This is a genomic window from Actinomycetota bacterium, from assembly GCA_030019255.1.
Classification (GTDB): domain Bacteria; phylum Actinomycetota; class Geothermincolia; order Geothermincolales; family RBG-13-55-18; genus Solincola_A.
In genome coordinates this window covers 1-20173 of record JASEFK010000007.1, presented here as the reverse complement: position 1 = coordinate 20173, position 20173 = coordinate 1, and the positions used below count along the sequence as shown (strand labels likewise).

Here is a 20173-nt window from a genome sequence, read left to right as displayed (position 1 = left end):
CGGCGTTTCATGCAGCCGGGCACGTGGTGAAAGCACGGGAAGGCGGCCCGGTTCCCGCGGAGCGCGGTGAAGGGCGGGTAAAGCGGCTTCTGGAAGGAAATGGTATAGAATGTCCGATCTCCTGTATGAACGCGTAGGGATAGTGGGCACGGGGCTCATCGGCGGCTCGCTGGGACTGGCCATGCAGGCCTCTGGAGCCGCGGGGAAGGTCCTGGGCAGCGACGTGGATGCCGAGATGCTGGAAAGGGCCCTGAAGGTGGGCGCCGTCCAGGAGGCCTTCGAACGCCCGGAGGAGATGGTCCCCCGTTGCGACCTGGTCCTGGTGGCCGTCCCGGTGAGGGCCATCCCCGGGGTGCTGGAGAGGATAGCCCCCTTCCTGCGCCCCGGGACCACGGTGAGCGACGTGGGCTCGGTGAAGGAGGGAGTGGTGAAGGCGGCGGCGAGGATACTCCCCTCCTACTGCCACTTCGTGGGCGGCCATCCGCTGGCCGGCTCGGAACAGAGGGGGGTGGAGTTCGCCGACCCCGATCTCTTCCGGGAGACCTACTACGTGCTTACCCCTACTAGAGAGTGCGATGCCGAGGCCTATTCCCGGTTGCATGCCCTTCTCACCTCGCTGGGCGCCAGGGTGATAGCCATGGAGCCGCGCCTGCATGACCGGGCGGTATCCGTCGTCAGCCACGTGCCCCACGTGATGGCCATGGCCCTCATGAACCTGGCCCTGCGAAGGGCCGAGGAGTTCCCGCTCCTCAGGCTGGCCGCGGGAGGCTTCCGGGACGTGACCCGCATTGCCGCTTCCGATCCCCGGTTGTGGTTGGACATCCTGGCCGAGAACCGAGAGGCGGTGTGCGAGACGCTCGAGGAGGTCCTAGGGAACCTGGAGCGCATACGTGACTATCTGAGGGCGGGCCGCGAAACGGAACTTTTTTCCTGGTTGGAGAGGGCCAGCGTGGGGCGGCGGAACCTTGCTCCCGCCCTGAGGGAATCCCTGGGAGAGATGTACCTCCTCACCCTGCCGGTGGAGGACCGGCCGGGGGTCATCAGCGAGGTCACGCTGACGGTGGGGGACATGGGTATCAACATAGACGACCTGGAGCTGGTGCATCCCCTGGAGAGCGGCCAGGGGATCCTGCGCCTCTCCATAACCGGGGAGGAGAACGCGCGGAGGGCCATGGATGCGCTGCGCGCCCGCGGTTACCGAGTGACCCTGGGCAGGGCGATGGGAGAACATTGAGAGGTGAGCGTCGGTGGGGAGCGGAGGCGGTCGTCTTCTGCGGTGCGACCGGGCGGACGGAGCCGGCGGATGCGGTGAGGCGGCGGAGGAAACGGCCACGCCAGAGGTAAGGAATGGAAATCACCATCAGCGGAAGGCGCTCCCTGCGGGGGGAGTTGAGGGTCCCCCCGGATAAATCCATTTCCCACCGGGCGGCCATCCTGGGGGCCATGGCCCGGGGCACCACCGTGGCCCGACCTTTCCTCCGCTCCGGGGATTGCCTGAGCACCCTGCATTGCCTCCTCCGGCTGGGGGTGGAGGCCGACCTGGAGGGGGATACCCTGACCGTGAGGGGGAAGGGTCCGGAGGGATGGAAAGCTCCCGCGGAGACCCTGGACGCCGGGAACTCCGCCACCACCATGCGTCTCTTAGCCGGCGCCCTTGCCGGGAGGCCCTTCCGCTGCGAGCTAACCGGGGATGATTCCCTGCGGCGCCGGCCCATGGGGCGCATCGTGCGTCCCCTGCGGCTCATGGGGGCGGAGATAGAGGCCATGGGGGAAGGAGACCGACCACCCCTGGTCATCCGAGGCGGGGAACTCAAGGGGATAGAATACCGCATGGAGGTGGACAGCGCCCAGGTAAAATCGGCGCTGCTGCTGGCCGGCCTACAGGCAGAGGGGGAGACGCGCATCCTGGGCGGGCGTTCCTCGCGCGACCACACCGAGAGGATGCTCCTGCTCATGGGCGCCGATCTCTCCTTCGGGGAGGACGGTGCCCTGGTCATCCGGAGGTCGGAGCTCGAGCCCGTGGAGATCGACGTTCCCGGGGATCTCTCCAGCGCCTCCTTTCTCCTGGCGGCTGCGGCGATGGTGCCGGGTTCACGGCTGATCATCAAGGATGTGGGGCTTAACCCCACCCGGGCCGGTTTCCTCTCCGTCCTCAATTCCATGGGGGCCCTGGTTCTCGAATCCCACTACCGGGAGGTGTGCAACGAGCCGCGTGGAGATCTGGAGGTTGGAAGCGCCTCCCTCAGTGGCGTGGAGGTGGATGGGTGGCGGATACCTGCCCTCATCGACGAGGTGCCCCTCCTTGCCGTCCTAGGGTGCCGGGCGCGGGGGGAGACGGTGGTCAGGGGAGCCGGCGAGCTGCGGGTCAAGGAGAGCGACCGTATCGCCGCCGTCTGCGGGGAGCTGCGCAAGATGGGCGCCTCCATCGAGGAGCTTCCCGACGGCTTCGTGGTCAGTGGCCCGGTGAGCTTGCGGGGGGCGCGGGTGGACTCCCACGGGGACCACCGCATCGCCATGTCCCTTGCCGTGGCTGCCCTCTGCGCAGAGGGGGAGACGGTCATCTCCGGGTGGGAGTGCGTGGATATCTCCTTCCCCGATTTCCTGGACACCTTGCGCTTGCTGGTCGGTGGCTGAAAGCGGGTGTTCCCGCCCGCTCGGTCGGAATGCGCCTACAGGGGAAGGGCGAAGCGGAAAACGGAACCCCCGCCCTTCCTCTCCGTGCACCATATCCTTCCCCCGTGGGCCTGCACGATCTCCCGGGCCAGGTAAAGCCCCAGCCCGATGCCGGGCAGGGAATGGTGCATGGCCTCCTCCACCTGGTAGAACTTCTCGAATACCAGCAGGCGGTCCTCCACGGGGATGCCCGGTCCCCGGTCCTTCACCGAGATCACCGCCTCGTCCGCCAGGACCTCGGCGGTCAGTTCGATGGGTTCTCCGTCGGGCGAATACTTGGCCGCGTTATCCAGCAGGATGATGAGGACCTTGAGGATCTTGTCCGCGTCGATCTTCACGGGAGGGAGTCCAAGGGCGGGGTGCACGTACATGGGATGATTGGTCCCCTTGGCCCGCATCTCCTCCACGGCCCTTTCCAGCAGCGGCTGGAGGTCGGTTTCCTCTCTCCGCAGGGAGAGCATGCCCTTTTCCAGCTTGGAGACCTCCAGTATCTCCATAGTGGTGTGTTCCAGTCGCTTGGCCCCGTTCTCGATGCGGGAGAGGATCTCCTCCACCATTCCCTGGTCGAGGCGGTTCCGGTGGCTCTTGAGGGTATGGGCGTAGCCGAGGATGATGGATATGGGATGCCGCAGCTCGTGGGAGACCACGTCTATGAGGTCCCGGAGGGAAAGCTCGTGCTGCAGGTGCGCTTCCTCCAGGGAGATGAACCGGGCAAGCAGGTTGAGGCAGTCCTTCTCGTCCCGGGTGTACACGCGGGCGTTCCTGTGGTACAGGCATAGGGCTCCGGCCGCCTTGCCCGCGTGCATGACCGGCTGTCCGTAGAAGGTGCGCGCCCCCAAGGAAAGGGCCACAGGATCGGTGAGAAGTTCATCGTGCAGGGCAAGGTCGGGGAGGTATAGGGGCTCTTCCGCCTGCCGCCCCAGTATCCGCAGGACGAGGAATCGCTGGGGATTTTCCTCCCTTGGATCAACGAGGGGGGTTCCCGGGGAGGGATAGAGCTGGAGACGGTCTTTTTCCCAACGGAAGTAACAGCAGGAGTCGGCCTCGAAAAGTTCCCGGACCGAGGACACGACCAGTTGGAAGTTCTCCGCCGCGTTCGGACCCAGCCGGCAGAAGAGGCGGTTGATCTCGTCGAGGGTCTTCTTTGCCCGCGCGCATCCCGAGAGGTCCAGGATTTCCAGGACGATACCCCCGATCTCGCGATGGTCGGTCAGGTTCCTGAACAGCAGCGCGGCGTTGAAGGCCAGTTCCACTCCGCACAGGAGGCGCGTGGAGGAGAGGAAGGAGTAACCCGGCCTCTCGAGCAGTTCCCGGAATAGGGGGGAAAGCCTGGCTCTTTCCTCCTCTTCCAGGAGGTCGAAGAAGGTTATCGACCCGGCCTTGTCCTCCTCCAGGCCTAGCACGCGGGCGAAGATCTCGTTGCAGCGCACTATCCTCCCCTGGTCGTCCAGTACCGCGGCTGGACGGTAGGATTCCGGCGCCAGGCTAAGGTATTCCCTTTTCAGGTTCTGGGAATGGCGCTGGAGTGCCGCGTCCACGGATGCCGTTCCGGAAAAGGACACCAGGTTAAGGGTGGATGACGCGGATTCTTTTCCTTCCCCCTTCATTATCGGCATTCACTTTCTCTCGGCGTGAGTACTCTCGATATCTACCGGGACGGACGCAAAACGTCGCTCCCATCTCGGAACCCGGGTGCAACCCGCCCGCTGCAGGCATTATCGCCGGAATAAGGAAAACCTTATATCGACCCAATTTCCCCGTTCCGGCACACAAAAGGGTGAATTTCGGGTTTTCCCGATCGGGATTATCCACCTTTTGGCGCGTCGCGGGGGGACGTAAAGGGGAGGATGGGGAGACGGCTGCGCTGGTATTAGTTTCCCCAGGAAAAGAAAAACAGTCCAAGCGCAAGGACTCCGGGTTGTGGCGGCGATGCCGGCCGTTCCCTCGGGAGCGAGGTGAGATCATGTCGGAGATGATCCTCGAGGACGAGGAGGTCGACGTCCTCAGGGAGATAGCCAATATTGGTTCCGGTCACGCCGCCGCTTCCATGGAGAAGTGGCTGGATCGAGAGATGCTTCTCGACGTGCCCCAGGCTTTCCTGGTTCCGGTGGAGGAGGTGGCGGAGCATATCGGGGATCCCCTGCAGGCGGTGATCTGCGTCTATTCCCGGGTCAACGGGGAGATAACGGGACACCTTCTCTACACCCTTGCCCTGGAGGATGCCAAGGCCCTTCTGGACATCCTCCTGGATCCGGAGGACCGGAAGTGGGGTTTTTCCCCGGACAACCTCTCCGCCATCGCCGAGACGGGGAACATACTCTTCAACGCCTACCTCACCGCGGTCTCCAGGACCAGCGGATTGGAGCTCTACCCGGGGACTCCCGCCTGCGCCGCAGACATGCTGGAGGCGGTGGTGAACACCGTGCTCCTGGAGATCTGCGAGGACAGTGAGTACACCCTGGTACTGGAGACGCAGTTTCGCGGGGAGGGACTTTCCTCGGTGGGGTACGTTCTCTTCCTGGCCGAGAACCAGGCCCTGAAGAGGCTGGTACAGAGGGTGGAGGAGGAATAGGGCTTCCATTTCGCGGTGTACCCAGGAAGGGTATCATGGCGCCGCACCCGGCCACGCGGGCGGCGAGGCGCGGAAAGGATGGGAAGGGATGCCCAGGCGGATTATCGTCAAGATGGGAGACCTGGAGATAAGCGATAGCCCGGGCGACGTGCTCACCAGCGTCCTGGGATCCTGCGTGGGGGTGATATTGCTCGATCGCAACGGCCCGCTGACCGGGATGGCCCACATCATGCTCCCGGAGAGGACCAAGGGGATGCTGGTGGGGAACCGGAAGGCCAAGTACGCCGGGCCGGGCGTCCTCGCCCTGGTCCGGGAGATGATGCGCCGGGGGTCCCGCAAGGACGACCTTTACGCCAAGCTCTGCGGGGGAGCCAGGCTGTTCGGCGAGAACAGCCTGCAGAACATCGGGGAGCGGAACGTCGCCGTGACCCGCGCCGCCCTCCGCAAGTTGAACATCCCCATCCTGGCCGAGAGGGTGGGGGGAGAGGTCGGAAGGAACGTGATCGTGGAAGTGGGGACGGGAAGGGTGATCGTCAAGGTCTCCGGCGACCACGCGGAGGTGATCTGAGGCTCGGCTTCCTTTTCCGGTGGCAAATCCCCCCATTTTCCTTTCCCCGGCGGACATCGGGGGGATGAAGGGATAGGCGAGGGAATTATCCTGGGGGATGTGGGAAAGGAGGAAAGGGGAGTGACCGCGCGGATAATGATCGTCGATGACGCGGCCTTCATGCGCAAGAGGATACGCAACATCCTCCTCAAACACGGTTACGAGGTGGTGGCCGAGGGGGAGAACGGGAAGGAGGCCGTCGATTTCTACCAGCAGCACTCCCCCGACCTGGTGACCATGGACATCACCATGCCCGAGATGGACGGCATCGAGGCCTTGCAGAGGATAATGGACCTGGATCCCAAGGCCAAGGTGGTGGTGGTCTCGGCCATGGGCCAGCAATCCATGGTCATCAAGGCCATCAAGAGCGGGGCCAAGGACTTCATAGTCAAGCCCTTCGAGCCGGACAGGGTCATCCAGACGGTGAGGAGGGCTCTGGAAGCGGGATAGGCTGGCAGGGCGGGGGCGGGAGAACCCCGGTCGCCCGCCATGCTTTCCGCGGGACGAGGAAGGGGAAAAGCGGGGCTGAGGACACGCCCCGGGCCACGGACGGCATCGCTGCCGTCCGCTTTTTTTGGCGAGGTTGAGAGGAACGGAAGCGGCGTGACGGGCCGCCGTGAGACGAGATCGGCGGAGGGAGGTCGATACGCAAATGGCCGAGGAACCCCTTTCCCAGGAGGAGATAGACGCCTTGGTAAGGGGCGAGTCGGGAAGTTCCGGTGGGGATGCCGGGCTTCCTCCGACGTCGCGCGACGGATCCTCCCCGGGGGAAGGGGATGAACATCCCCTGGACGAGGACCAGCTCGACGCCCTGGGGGAGTTCTTCAACATCGCCATGGGCCGTGCGGCCACCGTCCTCTCCACCATCCTGGGAAGGGACGTGGAGATCACCACCCCGCGCGTGTCCTGGATTGACTGGAAAGAAATGGTATCCTCCCATCCCGTGCCCTGCGTGGTCGTCTGGGTGGAGTTCAAGGAGGGACTGGAGGGAAGCACGGTGCTGGTGCTCTCGCAGCGGGACGCCAACCTGGTGGCCAACATCATGGACGAGGAGGAAAGGGACCTGGAGGAACCCCTGGACGAGTACCGGCAGAGCGTGGTGGGGGAAGCGGTGAACCAGATGGTGGGGGGAGCCGTTTACGCCATGTCCGAGATGCTGGGCCTGGAAATGAGTATCCAACCGCCTCGCATCCAGGTACTGGATTTTTCCTCCGGGGACGAAACCCCTCCCGCCCCGTCCTACGGGGAGGGCGACCTGGTGCAGATAGCCTTCGAGTTCCGGGTGGATGACCTTTTGAAAAGCGAGATGATCCAGCTCATGCCGGTGGGTTTCGCCCAGGCGCTGGCGGACATGATCCTCCAGGAGGACGAGGAGGTAGAGCTTCCCCGCGAGGAGGAGCGCGTGGCGGAGCGGGGCGAATCCGGGGAAGCCGGCCCGCCGACCACCGCTTCGGAGGAGGAGGTGGAGGTCCGTCGCGCCGAGTTCTTGCCCCTCGGCGGTGGGGCGGGGGGCGACCGTTCCGAGGAGGACAACATCCGGCTGCTCCTGGACATCGAGCTGGAGGTCTCCGTGGAGTTGGGGCGCACCCGCATGAGGATAAAGGACGTGCTCTCCCTCGGCGAGGGCTCCATCATCGAGCTGGACAAGGTGGTGGGGGAGCCGGTGGAAATATATGCCAACCGGAAGCTCATCGCTCGCGGCGAGGTGGTGGTGATCGACGAGGATTTCGGCGTCCGGGTTACCGAGATCGTGAGGAAACAGCCTTGAGGACCATGTCGCGCAGTGCCGTGACGTCGCAGCGGCGCGTATCCCCGGTGGGTGGGGCGGCCAAGGATCCATGGAAAAGGGCGCTGGTGGGATTGGCGCTCCTGGTCCTGCTCATGGTCGCGGTGTCCTTTATCTCCGGCAGGCTGAAGGCGGGAGAGAGCGCCGCCCGGGCGCTGGGGGAAGGGGAAGGGGACGCCGCGGCGGCGAAGGCCGAGGGGGAAGCGGAAAACTCCGGCAGGGATGTGACCACGGCGAAATCCGCCCCGCAGGACTCCGTGGGCGGACAAGCGGAATCCCCGGCGGAGGGGGAAGCGGAAAAGGAGGGACCGGAAGGGGAGACGCTCCCGGGATCGATCACGGGGGGAGAAGGGGAAACCCTCCCACCGGAGGTCTCCGGCCAAACCCCTTCCCTCGACCTCGGGGGAAGCCTCCTCAAGGTCTTCCTGGGGCTGGCGGTGGTGGCGGCGCTCCTGTTGGCGACCAGGTTCGTGGCGGCAAGGAGCTCCGGGAGAAAGAGGCTTCCCGCCGGGGGGAGGCTGGAGGTGGTCGGCTATACCCGCCTGGGCCCCGCCTCGGGCATCTACGAGGTGAGGGCGGGAAACAGGATTCTCATGATCGGCGAAGCGGAGAAGGGGCTCACCCTCCTGGGGGAGGTGGACACGGAGGCGCTGGTGGAGGCCGAGGAGGCTGAGTTCCTGGAGGACGAGTTCCTGGCCCTGTTGAGGGAGGAAATGGCGCCGCCGCACGAGAGGTCGGAATCTCGGACCGGGAAGCGTGACCTCCTCGAGGAGCTGAGATGGAAGACGGCGAGAAGGCGCAGGCCCGCGTGGAGATGAACGAAGGTGGAAAATGGATGGGAAGGAGAAGGAAACCCGTCCTCCTCGCGGCGGCCGGAACGGCCTTCGTGCTCCTGCTGGTCATGGCCTTCCTCGCCTCGGGGATGCAGCGCGCCTCGGCCCAACCCGAGGAGGACGAACTGGTGAACACGCTGGAGGAGGGTTCGAGGAGCAACTCCCTGGTGCAGTTGCTCATCTTGATCACCCTCCTGGCCCTGATCCCCACCGTGCTCCTGTGCATGACCTGTTTCACCAGGGTGGTGGTTATCCTGTCTTTCATGCGCAATGCCATCGGCACGGCGCAGCTTCCGCCCAACCAGGTGATCATCGGGGTGGCCCTGTTCCTCTCCCTTTTCATCATGTCGCCCGTGGTGAGCAGGATAAACAACGAGGCGGTGAAGCCTTACATGGAGGGGTCCATCCAGAGGGAGGAGGCCTTCCGGCGCGGGTTGGAGCCCCTGCGGGAGTTCATGCTACGACAGACGGAGGAAAAGGACTTGGAGCTCTTCCTGAACCTCTCCTCGGAGGAAAGACCGGAGAGCCCGGAGCAAGTTTCCACCATGGTGCTGGTTCCCGCCTTCGTGGTCAGCGAGTTGAAGAAGGCGTTCATCATCGCCTTCCTGATCTTCATCCCTTTCCTGATCGTGGACATACTGGTCTCGGGCACCCTCATGTCCATGGGGATGCTCATGCTTCCCCCCATGATCATCTCTCTCCCCTTCAAGCTGCTGCTCTTCGTCTTGGTCGACGGATGGGGGCTGGTGGTGCGTTCCCTGATCAGCAGTTTCAAGTGAGTGCGGCGGAGGGAGGGGAGGGCTCGGAAAAAGGGGACCGGAACCGAAAAAGGGAGGAGCGAGCCGATGCTGGAGATCGTGGGCAGGGCCTTTTTCCTGGCCCTCATGATGTTGCTGCCCCTCCTCGGGGTGACCATGCTGGTGGGGGTGATCATCAGCATCCTCCAGGCCGCCACGCAGATCCAGGAGATGACCCTTACCTTCATTCCCAAGCTGTTCGTCACCCTTCTGATGATCATCCTGGCCGGACCATGGATCATCCGGACCCTGGTCAATTTCACCCTGGAGATATTTCGCAGCCTGCCGGAGTTCATACGTTGAGGAGTGGGGGAGGATGGGAGCGTCGAGGACGTTCCACGGGGATTCGGATAAATCCGCCGGAAATCAACCGCGGGAACGGGATAAGATGCCGCGGTTTCGGGGGAAGGCGTAGGGGATGGAGGGCGATGGACGCGGTGAAAGGTTACTCATCCAGCGAGGAGGTCGGCTGACATGTACTTCCCGGTGAGCGAGGCCTCCATCTCCGCCTTCCTGATGGTCTTGGGGCGCGTTTCCGGAGCCGTCGCCGCCTCGCCCTTCTTCAGGAGGGGGCAGGTGCCGGTGCTGGTGAGGGCTGCCCTTTGCCTTGTGCTCACCCTTTTCCTGGCCCCCCTGGTGGGAGCGGAGGCCCTGCGGCTGGACCTGGCCTTTCCCCTGCGGCTGGCCTACGAGGTCCTGGTGGGGGTTTTCCTGGGATACCTCTTCACCCTGGTGGTTAGCGGCGTGAGCATGGCCGGGGGAGTGCTGGATTTCGAGATGGGTTTCGGCCTGGCCCATTCCTTCGACCCCCACGCGGGGTCCTACGCCAGCATCCTGGCCCGCTTCTATCTGCTCTTGGCGGTGCTGGTTTTCTACCTGGCCGGGGGGCACCGGTTGCTGGTGGTTACCGTGCTGGCCAGCTACCGGGTCTTCCCCGCCGGAAGCCTGGCTCTACCGGAAATAATTTCCACCGCCTCGGCCCGGGCGGCGGCGGAGGTTTTCGTGGTGGCCGTCAAGGTGGCCGCGCCGGTGATGGGGGCCCTTTTCGTGGCCGACGTGGTCTTCGGCCTGGTGGCCCGCTCGGTACCGCAGCTCAACGTGTTCGTCCTGGGGATTCCCCTCAAGGTTCTCCTGGGGCTCCTGGCGGTGGCCGTGACCCTGCCCGCCACGGTGGTTTTCCTGCGCCACCTCTTCGAGGGATTCGAGGGGTGGCTGGCGGGAGCCTGGTGAGCGGGAGGGCGAGAGGAGACGGGAAAGGATCGCGGAGAGGGGGTTAAGGAGTGCCGAGGGAGGAGAGGACGGAAAAGGCGACTCCCAAGAAAAGGGAGGACGTGCGCAAGAAGGAGGGCATGGTAGCCCGGAGCGCGGATCTCACCTCCGGGGTCATGTTCCTCTTTTCCGTTTTTTTTCTCCGGCTCTGGGGCCCTTCCCTCTTCCGGTACTTCGCCTCCCTGGTGGAAGCGGGGCTGGCCACGGCGGGCGGGGAGGCCACCACCTCCGCCATCCTCCAGAACCTCAGGGCGGGGCTGGTGGGAATCATGGGCACCCTCGCCCCTCTCTGCCTGGCCCTGCTCGCCGTGGCCCTGCTCGTAAACGGCCTGCAGGTGAAGCTTTATTTCGTGCCCAAGGCGTTGAAGCCGAGAGGGGAGAGGATCAACCCGCTGCTGGGCCTGAAGAGGCTCTTCTCGCCGCGTTCCCTGGCGGAACTGGCCAAGAACATGCTGAAGGTAGGCCTGGTGGGAGCGGTGGCCTACGCCTCGGTGAGATCGGATTACGTCAAGCTTCATGCCATGGTGGGGGCGAGCGTCGCCCAGGCCCTGGCGGCCTACATGAGGGTTATCTTCAGCGCCGCGCTGAAGGTGGCCCTGGTGATGTTCGTCCTGGGGTGCGCCGACTACGGCTACCAGAAATGGGAATTCGAGCGCAACATCCGGATGACCCGCCAGGAGATCAAGGAGGAGTTCCGGCAGACGGAAGGGGATCCCAACCTCCGCGCGGCCATTCGCTCGCGCATGCGGGATCTGGCCAGGAGGAGGATGATGCAGAGGCTGCCGGAGGCCACCATGGTGATCACCAACCCCCGGCATTACGCCGTGGCCCTCCAGTACCGGAAACGCATGCCCGCTCCCAAGGTGATCGCCAAGGGAGCGGATTTCCTGGCCCTGCGCATTCGAGAGGAAGCGGAGAAGCTGGGCATCCCGGTGGTGGAGGACCCTCCGCTGGCCCGGGCCCTGTACGCGTCGGTGGAGGTGGACCAGGAGATTCCGCCCGAGCTGTACAAGGCGGTGGCGGAGGTGCTGGCCTACCTCATCAGCGTGGACGTGAGGATGGCGGCCAGGATAGCTTGAAAAACGCCCCGGGGCCGCGTCCACCGGGAGTAAGCGTGAAGGGAGGAGGAAAGGAAGAGGCATGGGGCCTCGCCTGGCCAAGGACGCAAGGAACGAAGGATGAACGCTTCGCGCCTGGACCGGTACAGCGATTTTCTGACCGCGGGGATCGTGGTCCTCATCATCGTCATGATCCTCGTGCCCCTGTCTCCCTTCATCCTCGACCTCCTGATCGCCTTCAACTTCGCCCTTTCCCTCCTGGTGATGCTGGTGACCATGTACACCCAGGAGCCTCTTCATTTCTCCGTGTTTCCCACCCTGCTGCTCCTGGCCACCGTCTTCCGGCTGGCCATCAACATCGCCGTCACCAGGCAGATCCTGGTAAACGCCAACGCTGGCTCCATGGTCCGCGCCTTCGGTAACTTCGTCATCTCCGGGAACCTCATCGTCGGGCTGGTGGTCTTCTTCATCATCGTCATCGTGCAGTTCGTGGTCATCACCAGCGGCGCCAACCGCGTGGCCGAGGTGGCGGCCAGGTTTACCCTGGACGCCATGCCCGGGAAACAGATGAGCATCGACGCCGACCTCAACGCTGGGTTGATCAGCGAGGAGGAGGCCCGGAGGAGAAGGGAGGAGGTGGCCAGGGAGGCCGACTTCTACGGGGCCATGGACGGGGCCAGCAAGTTCGTGAAGGGCGACGCCATCGCGGCCATCGTGGTGGTCTTCGTGAACCTCCTGGGCGGGCTGGCGGTGGGGGCCTTCCAGAAGGGCATGGACTTGAACGCCGCGGTCAACACCTACAGCCTGCTGACCATCGGTGCCGGGCTGGTGGTCCAAGTGCCGGCTCTCCTGGTCTCCACGGCGACGGGGGTGATCATCACCCGGGCGGCCGCGGAGGCCAACCTGGGCTCGGACCTCTCGCGGCAGCTCCTGCGTCAGCCTAGGGCCCTGCAGATAGGGGCGGGGATCATCGGGCTCTTGGCCCTCCTCCCGGGGTTGCCCAAGGTTTCCCTGCTGGCCATGGCCCTGGGCACCTTCGGGGTTTCGTTGGCCATGAGAAGGGAGGTCAAGGAGGCCGTGCCCGAGGCCGAGGTGGAAGAGGAACCCCTCGGCCCCCGCAGCCGGGAGGAGGTGCTGGAGCTGGTTAAGGTGGACCCCATGGAGCTCGAACTGGGGTATGACCTCATCCCCCTGGTGGACCCCGGTTCGGGCAGCGACTTCATGGACCGGGTGATCCTGGTCCGTCGCCAGATCGCCCTCGAACTGGGCATAGTGGTGCCGCCCATCCGCCTGCGCGATAATCTCACCCTTTCTCCCGACACCTATCGCATACTCATCCGGGGTGCCGAGGTGGCCAGGGGGGAGCTGCGGACCCGGGGGTACCTGGCCCTGAACGCCGGGGAGGCGGACACCACCTTCCCCGGCGTGCCCACCACCGAGCCGGCCTTTGGCCTTCCGGCTCTCTGGATAGGCGAGGACATGGCGGAGACCGCCAAGTCCGCCGGGTACACGGTGGTGGACCCGGCCTCCGTGCTGCTCACCCACCTCACGGAGACCATCCGGAGGCACGCCGCCGAGCTCTTGAGCCGGCAAGACACCCAGGCCCTGCTGGACCTGGTGAAGAGGGACAATCCGGTGGTGGTGGAGGAACTAGTTCCCGGGCAACTGACCGTGGGCGAGGTGCACCGCGTGCTGCAGAGACTGCTCGAGGAGGGTGTCCCGGTGCGGGACCTGGTGACCATCCTAGAGGTCCTCGGGGACCGGTCGCGGTTCACCAGGGACGTGGACCAGCTCGCAGAAAGCGTCCGCCGCGCGCTCTCCCGCACCATCACCCGGAAGTACCTGTCCGAGGACGGGGTGTTGTACGTGGTGACCCTGGACCCCGCCCTGGAGAGGACGGTGGAGGAATCCGTGCAGCAGGTGGGCGGAGAGCCGGTGCTGGCCATGGACCCGGCGCTCGCCGAGAGGTTCATCTCCAGGTTGGCGGGCGTGGTAGGGGATGCGGCGGGGACCGGAAACCAGCCCGTTCTGCTCTGCGGCACGGGCGCCAGGCGCTTCCTGCGGCGCATGCTGGCCCGCATCATGCCCCACCTGGCGGTGATCTCCTACGAGGAGGTGGCCCCGGGGGTGGAGATAAAGTCCCTGGGAACGGTGGACATAGGGGAACCCGAGACCATGGGTGCGCCGGGAGGGAAAACGGGAAACTGAAAAAGGCGGAAGCACGGCGGCAGGAGGTGAGATGACGTGAGAATCAGGAGATACGTTGGGCCCGACGTGCCCACCGTGCTGCGCCGCATTCGGAGGGAGTTGGGCAAGGACGCGGTTATCGTGAAAACGGAGGAGAAGGTGGAGGGGGGTCTCCTCGGTTTCTTCGGTACCAAGGTGGTGGAAATCCTGGCCATGGCGGCGTCGGACGCGCCGGGAGGGGAACGCAGGGAACTGGACCTCACCCTTCCCGGGGAGCTTCCCCCCCGGGACGGGCGCGGCGGAGAGGGCGCGGGCCCGTCCCGAACCCCCGCCGGGGGCGGGAAAACAGGGGATTCCGCCGCTCTCCCGGGTGGGGGCAGGGTCCACGGCCGGGGGGAGATCAGAGACTTCCTACCTTTGGGCATAGCCTGCGAGGAAGGTGGGATGCCGCGCCGCGCCCTTTTCTTCGGCCCTCCCGGGGCGGGGAAGACCTCCGCCCTGGGCCGGCTCGCCTGGTTCTACAGCGGCCGGGAGAGGGTGTGGGTGGTCAGCGTGGAGGAGGAGGGAAGGCTTAGCGGCGCGACGAGGTGGAAGGCCTTCTGGGAGGTCCTGGGCGTGGATTTTGTCCCCGTGAAGGGCTTCGAGGGGCTCCGCGAGGTAGCCCTGGAGGAGGGCGGCGTGGTTTTCGTGGATACACCCCCTCTCCGGGGTGAGGAACTGGAAGAGATCAAGGCGGCCTGCCGGGAATTTTCGCTGGTTCCCTTCCTGGCCGTGGACGCGTGTATGGATTTCGAGGAGTTCCGTGGCTTGTGGAGGCAATGCCAAACAATGGAAGATGTGAGGGTGGTGGCGTGCAAGATGGACACCGTTTCCCTGCCCTCCAGGCGTTCGCGGTGGTCGGGGGAGCTCGCGGGAACCAGGGCCTATTTCACCGACCACCCTTCCATCAACGTGCCCCTCAAGCCGCTGGCGTCGGGTTCTCCATCCAGGCGCAGGGAAACGGGGCGCGGGGAGAACGCGACCGCCGGGTCGAAAGGAACGGCTTCCCGGAACCCAGGCGAAAAGCGGGTCCGGAGGGCAAGGTGAAGGGGCGGAACGGGGGACGTGCCCATGTGGTAAATAATAGTAGGTGAAACCGACGGTGAAGGAGCTCGTGGACATCGTCAGCGTCTATCTTGCCCTGGGCCTGGGCCTGGTGGCCTTCTGGTGGGGGCTTTTCCGGAACTGTCCCCTCGACGACTGCCTGGTCAGGGCCTTGGAGGCCATGGCCGTGGTGTACGTGACCGGTCTGGTGGCCCGCTTGGTGATGGCCCTTTTCCTGGCCTTCGGAGGGCGGAGGAAGAGCCAGAAAGGGAATTCGGATGCGGGGGAGGAGTCGCGGGGCGGCCCCAAGAGCGAGGAGGTGCGGGAGGCATGAGCTTAGCGGCGCGAACGGCCAAGGCGGTAGAGAGAAGGTTGTGGGAAGTCGCCCGGTCTTCCGCGCGCCGCCGGGATGCCCACGCCGGCGTGAGGGGGTGAGGGCATGAGCCTGGGACCCGTTGATTTCCAGCACATGGTAGCCATGTCCAAGGAGATAGAGAGGATACAGCGTCTCCAGGAGGTGCGGCAGCACCACCAGGCACAGGAAATACCGCAAGCCTACGATAAGAAGGTGGAGCGGGAGTCCCGGCGGGTGAGGGAGGTGGCCAAGGGGGAGGACAAGCGGGTGGAGGAGAACGCCTCCCGGGAGAGGGAAAGGGAAGGGGGGAGGAGAGGAGACGGGGGAGGTAAGGGCTCGCTTTACAACGGCAAGGCGAACCTCCACCGCCTGGAGGAAGCGGAGGAGGGGGAGCATGACCTGATGGTTTGAGCCGTTTCGCGACCTGGACGGTGCTTCCACGGCGGCAGCGGGGGAGCGGGGGAAAGGCGGCCGGCCATCCTCCGGAAATGTCCCCGTTACCGGGAGGGGGACCCGGACCGCGCGTCACGGGAGGGGTTCAGGGCAAGCCCTCGGGTTCCGATAAGTACGGTGTCGAGGGAAACGCGAGGTCCGGTGAGGCGGGACAGCGGGTTGCGGGCGAAGGGCTTCGCGGGACGCCGGGCACGCGGTTCCCACGCGACAAGGCCTTTGGTTTAAAACGCGTGGTACCGGCGGAAGAGGCCGAAGAATGCAAGCGCGCGGTTCAAGCGCACGGCGCCGAAAGAGGATGAACACGCGGTTTCGCAGGTAAAACCCCAGGGAGTTAGGCAATAGAAATGGATCCCTTGCCCGCCACACGGCTGGGAGGAAGTTCGGAGACGAGCGGTGGAGAGGCGCACGTTAGTTCCTCGCCGTGAGCCGGCGTCCGTCGTCAGCGGGCGGGAACACCGGGCGAGACGGGAGCGTAGCTATCGCTGGGATTTTCCGGAAAAGGGGGTGCCTATGTCGAGGATCAGGGTGATGGTGGTCGACGATCACACGCTGGTGAGGGAGAGTCTCATGACCGCCCTGGCCACTTCGGCCGCCCTCGAGGTGGTTGGAGGAGCGGGCTCGGGAAGGGAGGCCCTGGAGAAGGCCAAGTCCCTGAACCCGGACGTGATCCTCATGGACGTGAAGATGCCCCGCATGAACGGCATCCAGGCCTGCCGCCTCATCAAGCAGTCCCTGCCCGCGGTGAGGGTGGTCATGCTCACCATGATGGAGGACGAGGCCAGCATCCTGGAGGCCATCTCCGCCGGGGCCAGCGGGTACATCCTCAAGAGCATGCCCGTGAACGAGGTGGTGAGGGCCGTCAAGTTGGCCATGGAGGATAAGTCACCCCTAAGCCCCGAGGCGGCCATGAAGGTCATCAACCAGTTCCGACGGAAGATGGAGGAGGAGGCCTCCCAGTTCAACCTCACCCGCAGGGAGCTGGAAGTCCTCCAGCTCCTGGCCTACGGCTACACCAACAAGATGATCGCCGAGAAGATGTTCATAAGCCAGCAGACGGTCAAGAGCCACGTCATCCATATCTTCCAGAAACTGGGAGCCAACGACCGCACGGAGGCGGTGGCCATCGCCCTGCGCAAGGGCCTGGTGGAATGAGGGTGGAAAGCCGGCGGACTGCCAAGGGCCTGCCCGGGGAATTTCAAGGTTAAACTTCCATGGTTCCCATTAAACGGGATCAGGCTACGGCGGAAGCGTCAGCCTCCCCCCGCGGTGATCACCTCGCCCCGCTCCTTCCCGCGTTTTCGCGTCCCTCCCCGGTTTCTTCCCCGGAGGCAAGGAGGCGGAAGATGGCCGGGGCAATGGAATCCAGCGGCAGCTGCAGGTCCACCGCCCCGCGCTCAACGGCGGCCCGCGGCATGCCGTAGACCACGCAGCTCTCCCTGTCCTGGGCGATGGTGAAGGCACCAGCCTCGTGCATGGCCTGGAGGCCCTCCGCCCCGTCCTCCCCCATGCCCGTGAGGAGCACCCCCACCGCGTTGGGACCCGCGTGGCGGGCCACGGAGTGGAAGAGGACGTCCACGCTGGGCCGCTGGTGGTGGACCATGGGGCCGTCCTTCACCCGCACGTAGTAGCGGGCGCCGCTGCGACGAAGCACCATGTGCCGGTTGCCGGGAGCCAAAAGAACGAGTCCCGGGCGCAGGTAGTCGCCATCGGATGCCTCCCGCACGTCCATCTCCGAGACGGAGTCGAGGCTCGCGGCGAAGGAACGGGTGAACATCTCCGGCATATGCTGGACGATGAGCGTGGGTGGCCCCCCCGCCGGGAAACGACTGATGATCCTGCGGATGGCCTCCGTCCCACCCGTGGAAGCGCCCAGGGCCACCAGCTTCAGGGTGGTCCTCAAGGGGGGCAAGAAGGGGAGGGCCTTTTCTTCCCCTGGGAAGAACACGGATGCGGAGCGGAGACGAGAAAGGTCAGCGAGGGCGGCGGCCTTAATTTTCTCCCGGAGTTGCAGGATGACCTCCTCCACGGAATAGGGACCACCGGGCTTGCTCATCACCTCCACGGCGCCCAGGTCAAGGGCTTGCAGGGCGGTCTGGCTACCCTCGGGGGCCAGGGAACTCAGAACCACCACCGGGAGGGGATGGTGTTTCATGAGCTTGCGGAGAAAAGTCAACCCGTCCATCCGGGGCATCTCGATGTCCAGGGTGATGACGTCCGGCCTGAGCCTCACGATCTTGTCCCGGGCGATGAAGGGGTCGGGAGCCGCCCCCACCACCTCGATGTCCGGGTCCGCGGACAGCTCGCGGGTGAGTATCTGGCGCACGATGGCGGAATCGTCCACCACAAGCACCCTGACCGGCCTGGAGAAAAGGCCCCTCATTCCTCCGGTACCTCCTTGCCTTGCTTTTCCGCGGCGCGGGCTTTCCCGCTGACCTCGTTTCCCCCCCGGCGAGACAGGCCGCGCGACTCTTCCGCCTCCTCAGCCTTGCGGTAGACGGAGGGCCGGCAGTAGCGGAAGGGATGACGGATGCGGGTTAAGCTCTCGGAATGGCCCACGAAGAAATAACCTCCCGGGACCAGGTAACGGTGAAAGCGTCCCACCAGCTCCTGCTGGGTGGCCTTGTCGAAGTAGATCATCACGTTGCGGCACAGGATGACCTGGAAGAGACCCCTCATGGGCCAGTCGCCCACCAGGTTCAGGTAGCGAAAGCGGATGAGCCGGGCGAGTTCCGGGGTCACCCGGAAGCAGTTTTCCCCGTTCAACCGGCACTTACGGAAATACTTGAACTTCCACGCGGCGGGTACGTCCGCGAGCTGATCCTCCCGGTAGACCCCCTCCCTGGCCCTGGAGAGGGCGCGCAGCGAGATGTCCGTGGCCAGGATGAGGACGTCCCTATCGTCCACTTCCTCCAGGTACTCCCGGAGGTAAATGGCCAGGGAATAGGGTTCCTCGCCGCTGGAGCATCCCGCGCTCCAGAACCTTATCCTCTCGAAACCCGAGGCGTTGAGCCAGGGTATCACCTCTTCCCGAAGGAAGTCGAAATGCTCCTGTTCCCGGAAGAGGCGGGTGAAATTGGTGGTCAGGCAATCCACCATGGTGCGGACTTCCTCCGGGTTATCCTCCAGGAAGCGCAGGTATTCCTTGAAGCCGGGCAGTCCCAGGGCGCGCAACCTTTTTCGCAGACGGTTCTGCACCAGCAGTTTCTTTCCCTGGTGCAGGTTCAGTCGCGCCTCCTCGTAGGCCAGGGTGCTGATGCGTCGAAATTCCCCGTCCCCGAGCTCGTAATCCTCGAACAACTGCATCTCCCGGCAGGGGTCACGGCTTCCCGCTCGCCTTTTCGCCAAGGCCCATATTCGCTTCCTCTCGGACAATGTAAGAGGGAGGCGCGCTCCGCGACGCGCGAGCAAGCCCCGTTACGTGCCGTTTCGAGGACAAGGATAGGATTGGAAGGGCCGCCCGGCATCGGAAAAACGGTTGTGCGGGTGTGGAAAAAGGATGGATAAAACGAGTTATCAAGCGGTCCGTAAAGGGCGCGTTCCGAGCCTGCCCCGGTGATGGGGATCGGCGGCCGGTGGCAGTTTCCCGATGGGGCGTGTATGGCTCTATCCCTACTTGTCCCGGGACGCCTGCCGCCCCTTCCGTTTCCCTCCGGCGCGGGGCCTTCGGGAATCCCCTCCGGCCCCTGCCGGGACTCCCCGGTTCTTTTTTTCCTCCGGGGGCCATCGCCCTGCCGGGGCTTTCGGGGACCCGGGCCGGAAGGCGGTGCTCCCGGTGACCCTCCGGAGGAGATAACCCCTTCAGGGCCTCGCTCAGGTCATCGAGTTCCCCTAAGACCCCGGGTAGGGCTCGATGCGCCGGTCACCCGAACGCCCTTTCCGGAGGGCCAAGGGTTCCTCCAAGTCCTCGAGCTCGCGGAGGCTCGAATACGGCTCAACATTCCGGTCACCGGAGGACCTCAGAACTCCTCGAAGTCCTCGAGGGGGATGACCTCCTCCGGGGAGAGCTCGGTGCGGGTGGTCTTCCCGTCCCCCCCGGAAAGGGAGGACCCGGACGGCACGGCCACCTTCTTCCTTTTGCGCATCTCCCGCGCTGGGGAGGAGACCTCCATGCCTCCCCGCAGCTTGAAGGAGGAGACCATCTCCTGCAGCTGGGAGGCCTGGGCGGCCAACTCCTCGGAGGCCGAGGCCGCCTCCTCGGCGGCGGCGGCGTTCTGCTGGGTGACCTTGTCCATCTCCCCCATGGCCTGGTTGACCTGCTCGATGCCCTGCATCTGCTCCCGGGCCGCGGCGGCGATCTCCCCCACCAGGTTGTAGACCTTCTCGAAGGAGGAGTTGATCTCCGAGAGCACCTCGGCCACCTCGGAGGAGACCCGCACCCCGCCCTCGGCGCTTCCCACCGCCTGCTCTATTAAAGCGGCGGTGCTCTTGGCCGCCTCCGCGGAGCGCATGGCCAGGTTGCGCACCTCCTCGGCCACCACGGCGAAGCCCCTCCCGGCCTCC

The 20173-nt window shown here is 65.0% G+C and carries 20 protein-coding genes; 16 read left to right on the top strand and 4 right to left on the bottom strand.

Annotated elements, in window-relative coordinates:
• Positions 1-109: 109 nt before the first annotated feature.
• Both QME84_07590 and aroA read left to right on the top strand, forming a co-directional pair.
• Positions 110-1234 carry a prephenate dehydrogenase gene (locus QME84_07590; protein ID MDI6874129.1) on the top strand — a complete coding sequence of 375 codons (1125 nt, stop codon included), beginning with the start codon at positions 110-112 and terminating at the stop codon, positions 1232-1234.
• A gap of 113 nt (positions 1235-1347) precedes the next feature.
• Positions 1348-2634, top strand: coding sequence for a 3-phosphoshikimate 1-carboxyvinyltransferase (gene aroA, locus QME84_07585; GenBank protein ID MDI6874128.1), 1287 nt, complete (start codon positions 1348-1350; stop codon positions 2632-2634).
• A gap of 35 nt (positions 2635-2669) precedes the next feature.
• Here aroA and QME84_07580 read toward each other — a convergent pair whose 3' ends face one another.
• Positions 2670-4289, bottom strand: coding sequence for an ATP-binding protein (locus QME84_07580; protein MDI6874127.1), 1620 nt, complete (start codon positions 4287-4289; stop codon positions 2670-2672).
• A gap of 347 nt (positions 4290-4636) precedes the next feature.
• On the opposite strand from QME84_07580, the gene QME84_07575 reads away from it, so the two are divergent.
• The 14 genes from QME84_07575 to QME84_07510 all read left to right on the top strand — a co-directional run bounded on the left by QME84_07575 (position 4637) and on the right by QME84_07510 (position 16825).
• On the top strand, positions 4637-5245 hold the full coding sequence (locus tag QME84_07575) for a chemotaxis protein CheC (GenBank protein MDI6874126.1): 609 nt from the start codon (positions 4637-4639) through the stop codon (positions 5243-5245).
• 88 nt (positions 5246-5333) lie between these two features.
• Positions 5334-5813: a chemotaxis protein CheD gene (locus QME84_07570; GenBank protein MDI6874125.1), complete on the top strand. Its 480-nt coding sequence runs from the start codon at positions 5334-5336 to the stop codon at positions 5811-5813.
• A 120-nt stretch (positions 5814-5933) separates the two neighbouring features.
• A complete protein-coding gene (locus QME84_07565) occupies positions 5934-6302 on the top strand; it encodes a response regulator (protein MDI6874124.1) in 369 nt (122 codons plus the stop codon).
• 202 nt (positions 6303-6504) lie between these two features.
• Positions 6505-7620: a flagellar motor switch phosphatase FliY gene (gene fliY, locus QME84_07560; GenBank protein ID MDI6874123.1), complete on the top strand. Its 1116-nt coding sequence runs from the start codon at positions 6505-6507 to the stop codon at positions 7618-7620.
• Between the two features lie 5 nt (positions 7621-7625).
• Positions 7626-8456, top strand: coding sequence for a flagellar biosynthetic protein FliO (locus tag QME84_07555; GenBank protein MDI6874122.1), 831 nt, complete (start codon positions 7626-7628; stop codon positions 8454-8456).
• Entirely contained in the window at positions 8417-9250 is an 834-nt protein-coding gene (gene fliP / locus QME84_07550) for a flagellar type III secretion system pore protein FliP (GenBank protein MDI6874121.1), read from the top strand. Before QME84_07555 ends, fliP begins: the two co-directional genes overlap by 40 nt.
• Before the next feature lie 66 nt (positions 9251-9316).
• Positions 9317-9571: a flagellar biosynthesis protein FliQ gene (fliQ, locus tag QME84_07545; protein ID MDI6874120.1), complete on the top strand. Its 255-nt coding sequence runs from the start codon at positions 9317-9319 to the stop codon at positions 9569-9571.
• A 171-nt stretch (positions 9572-9742) separates the two neighbouring features.
• A complete protein-coding gene (locus tag QME84_07540) occupies positions 9743-10498 on the top strand; it encodes a flagellar biosynthetic protein FliR (GenBank protein ID MDI6874119.1) in 756 nt (251 codons plus the stop codon).
• Between the two features lie 50 nt (positions 10499-10548).
• Positions 10549-11616, top strand: coding sequence for a flagellar biosynthesis protein FlhB (gene flhB, locus QME84_07535; GenBank protein ID MDI6874118.1), 1068 nt, complete (start codon positions 10549-10551; stop codon positions 11614-11616).
• Positions 11617-11715: 99 nt separating this feature from the next.
• Complete coding sequence (gene flhA / locus QME84_07530; GenBank protein MDI6874117.1) at positions 11716-13803, top strand: flagellar biosynthesis protein FlhA; 2088 nt, start codon at positions 11716-11718, stop codon at positions 13801-13803.
• A 36-nt stretch (positions 13804-13839) separates the two neighbouring features.
• Positions 13840-14868: a hypothetical protein gene (locus QME84_07525; GenBank protein MDI6874116.1), complete on the top strand. Its 1029-nt coding sequence runs from the start codon at positions 13840-13842 to the stop codon at positions 14866-14868.
• A gap of 55 nt (positions 14869-14923) precedes the next feature.
• Positions 14924-15199 (top strand): hypothetical protein, encoded by a 276-nt coding sequence (locus tag QME84_07520; GenBank protein MDI6874115.1) that lies wholly within the window; start codon positions 14924-14926, stop codon positions 15197-15199.
• Between the two features lie 105 nt (positions 15200-15304).
• Positions 15305-15631 carry a hypothetical protein gene (locus tag QME84_07515; protein ID MDI6874114.1) on the top strand — a complete coding sequence of 109 codons (327 nt, stop codon included), beginning with the start codon at positions 15305-15307 and terminating at the stop codon, positions 15629-15631.
• Positions 15632-16183: 552 nt separating this feature from the next.
• Positions 16184-16825 carry a response regulator transcription factor gene (locus QME84_07510; protein MDI6874113.1) on the top strand — a complete coding sequence of 214 codons (642 nt, stop codon included), beginning with the start codon at positions 16184-16186 and terminating at the stop codon, positions 16823-16825.
• Between the two features lie 118 nt (positions 16826-16943).
• On the opposite strand, the gene QME84_07505 is transcribed toward QME84_07510, so the two are convergent.
• From QME84_07505 to QME84_07495, 3 genes are all read right to left on the bottom strand, one after another.
• Positions 16944-18053 (bottom strand): chemotaxis response regulator protein-glutamate methylesterase, encoded by a 1110-nt coding sequence (locus QME84_07505; GenBank protein MDI6874112.1) that lies wholly within the window; start codon positions 18051-18053, stop codon positions 16944-16946.
• Entirely contained in the window at positions 18050-19018 is a 969-nt protein-coding gene (locus QME84_07500; GenBank protein ID MDI6874111.1) for a protein-glutamate O-methyltransferase, read from the bottom strand. The genes QME84_07505 and QME84_07500 overlap by 4 nt, the downstream gene beginning before the upstream one ends.
• A gap of 611 nt (positions 19019-19629) precedes the next feature.
• The coding region (locus QME84_07495) for a methyl-accepting chemotaxis protein (protein MDI6874110.1) at positions 19630-20173 on the bottom strand (544 nt) is incomplete at its 5' end.

Coding starts and splice junctions, on each gene's coding strand:
- QME84_07590 (MDI6874129.1), top strand. CDS start 110: ATGTCCGATCTCCTGTATGAACGCGTAGGGATAGTGGGCACGGGGCTC.
- aroA (MDI6874128.1), top strand. CDS start 1,348: ATGGAAATCACCATCAGCGGAAGGCGCTCCCTGCGGGGGGAGTTGAGG.
- QME84_07580 (MDI6874127.1), bottom strand. CDS start 4,289: ATGCCGATAATGAAGGGGGAAGGAAAAGAATCCGCGTCATCCACCCTT.
- QME84_07575 (MDI6874126.1), top strand. CDS start 4,637: ATGTCGGAGATGATCCTCGAGGACGAGGAGGTCGACGTCCTCAGGGAG.
- QME84_07570 (MDI6874125.1), top strand. CDS start 5,334: ATGCCCAGGCGGATTATCGTCAAGATGGGAGACCTGGAGATAAGCGAT.
- fliY (MDI6874123.1), top strand. CDS start 6,505: ATGGCCGAGGAACCCCTTTCCCAGGAGGAGATAGACGCCTTGGTAAGG.
- QME84_07555 (MDI6874122.1), top strand. CDS start 7,626: ATGTCGCGCAGTGCCGTGACGTCGCAGCGGCGCGTATCCCCGGTGGGT.
- fliP (MDI6874121.1), top strand. CDS start 8,417: ATGGAAGACGGCGAGAAGGCGCAGGCCCGCGTGGAGATGAACGAAGGT.
- fliQ (MDI6874120.1), top strand. CDS start 9,317: ATGCTGGAGATCGTGGGCAGGGCCTTTTTCCTGGCCCTCATGATGTTG.
- QME84_07540 (MDI6874119.1), top strand. CDS start 9,743: ATGTACTTCCCGGTGAGCGAGGCCTCCATCTCCGCCTTCCTGATGGTC.
- flhA (MDI6874117.1), top strand. CDS start 11,716: ATGAACGCTTCGCGCCTGGACCGGTACAGCGATTTTCTGACCGCGGGG.
- QME84_07515 (MDI6874114.1), top strand. CDS start 15,305: ATGAGCCTGGGACCCGTTGATTTCCAGCACATGGTAGCCATGTCCAAG.
- QME84_07510 (MDI6874113.1), top strand. CDS start 16,184: ATGTCGAGGATCAGGGTGATGGTGGTCGACGATCACACGCTGGTGAGG.
- QME84_07505 (MDI6874112.1), bottom strand. CDS start 18,053: ATGAGGGGCCTTTTCTCCAGGCCGGTCAGGGTGCTTGTGGTGGACGAT.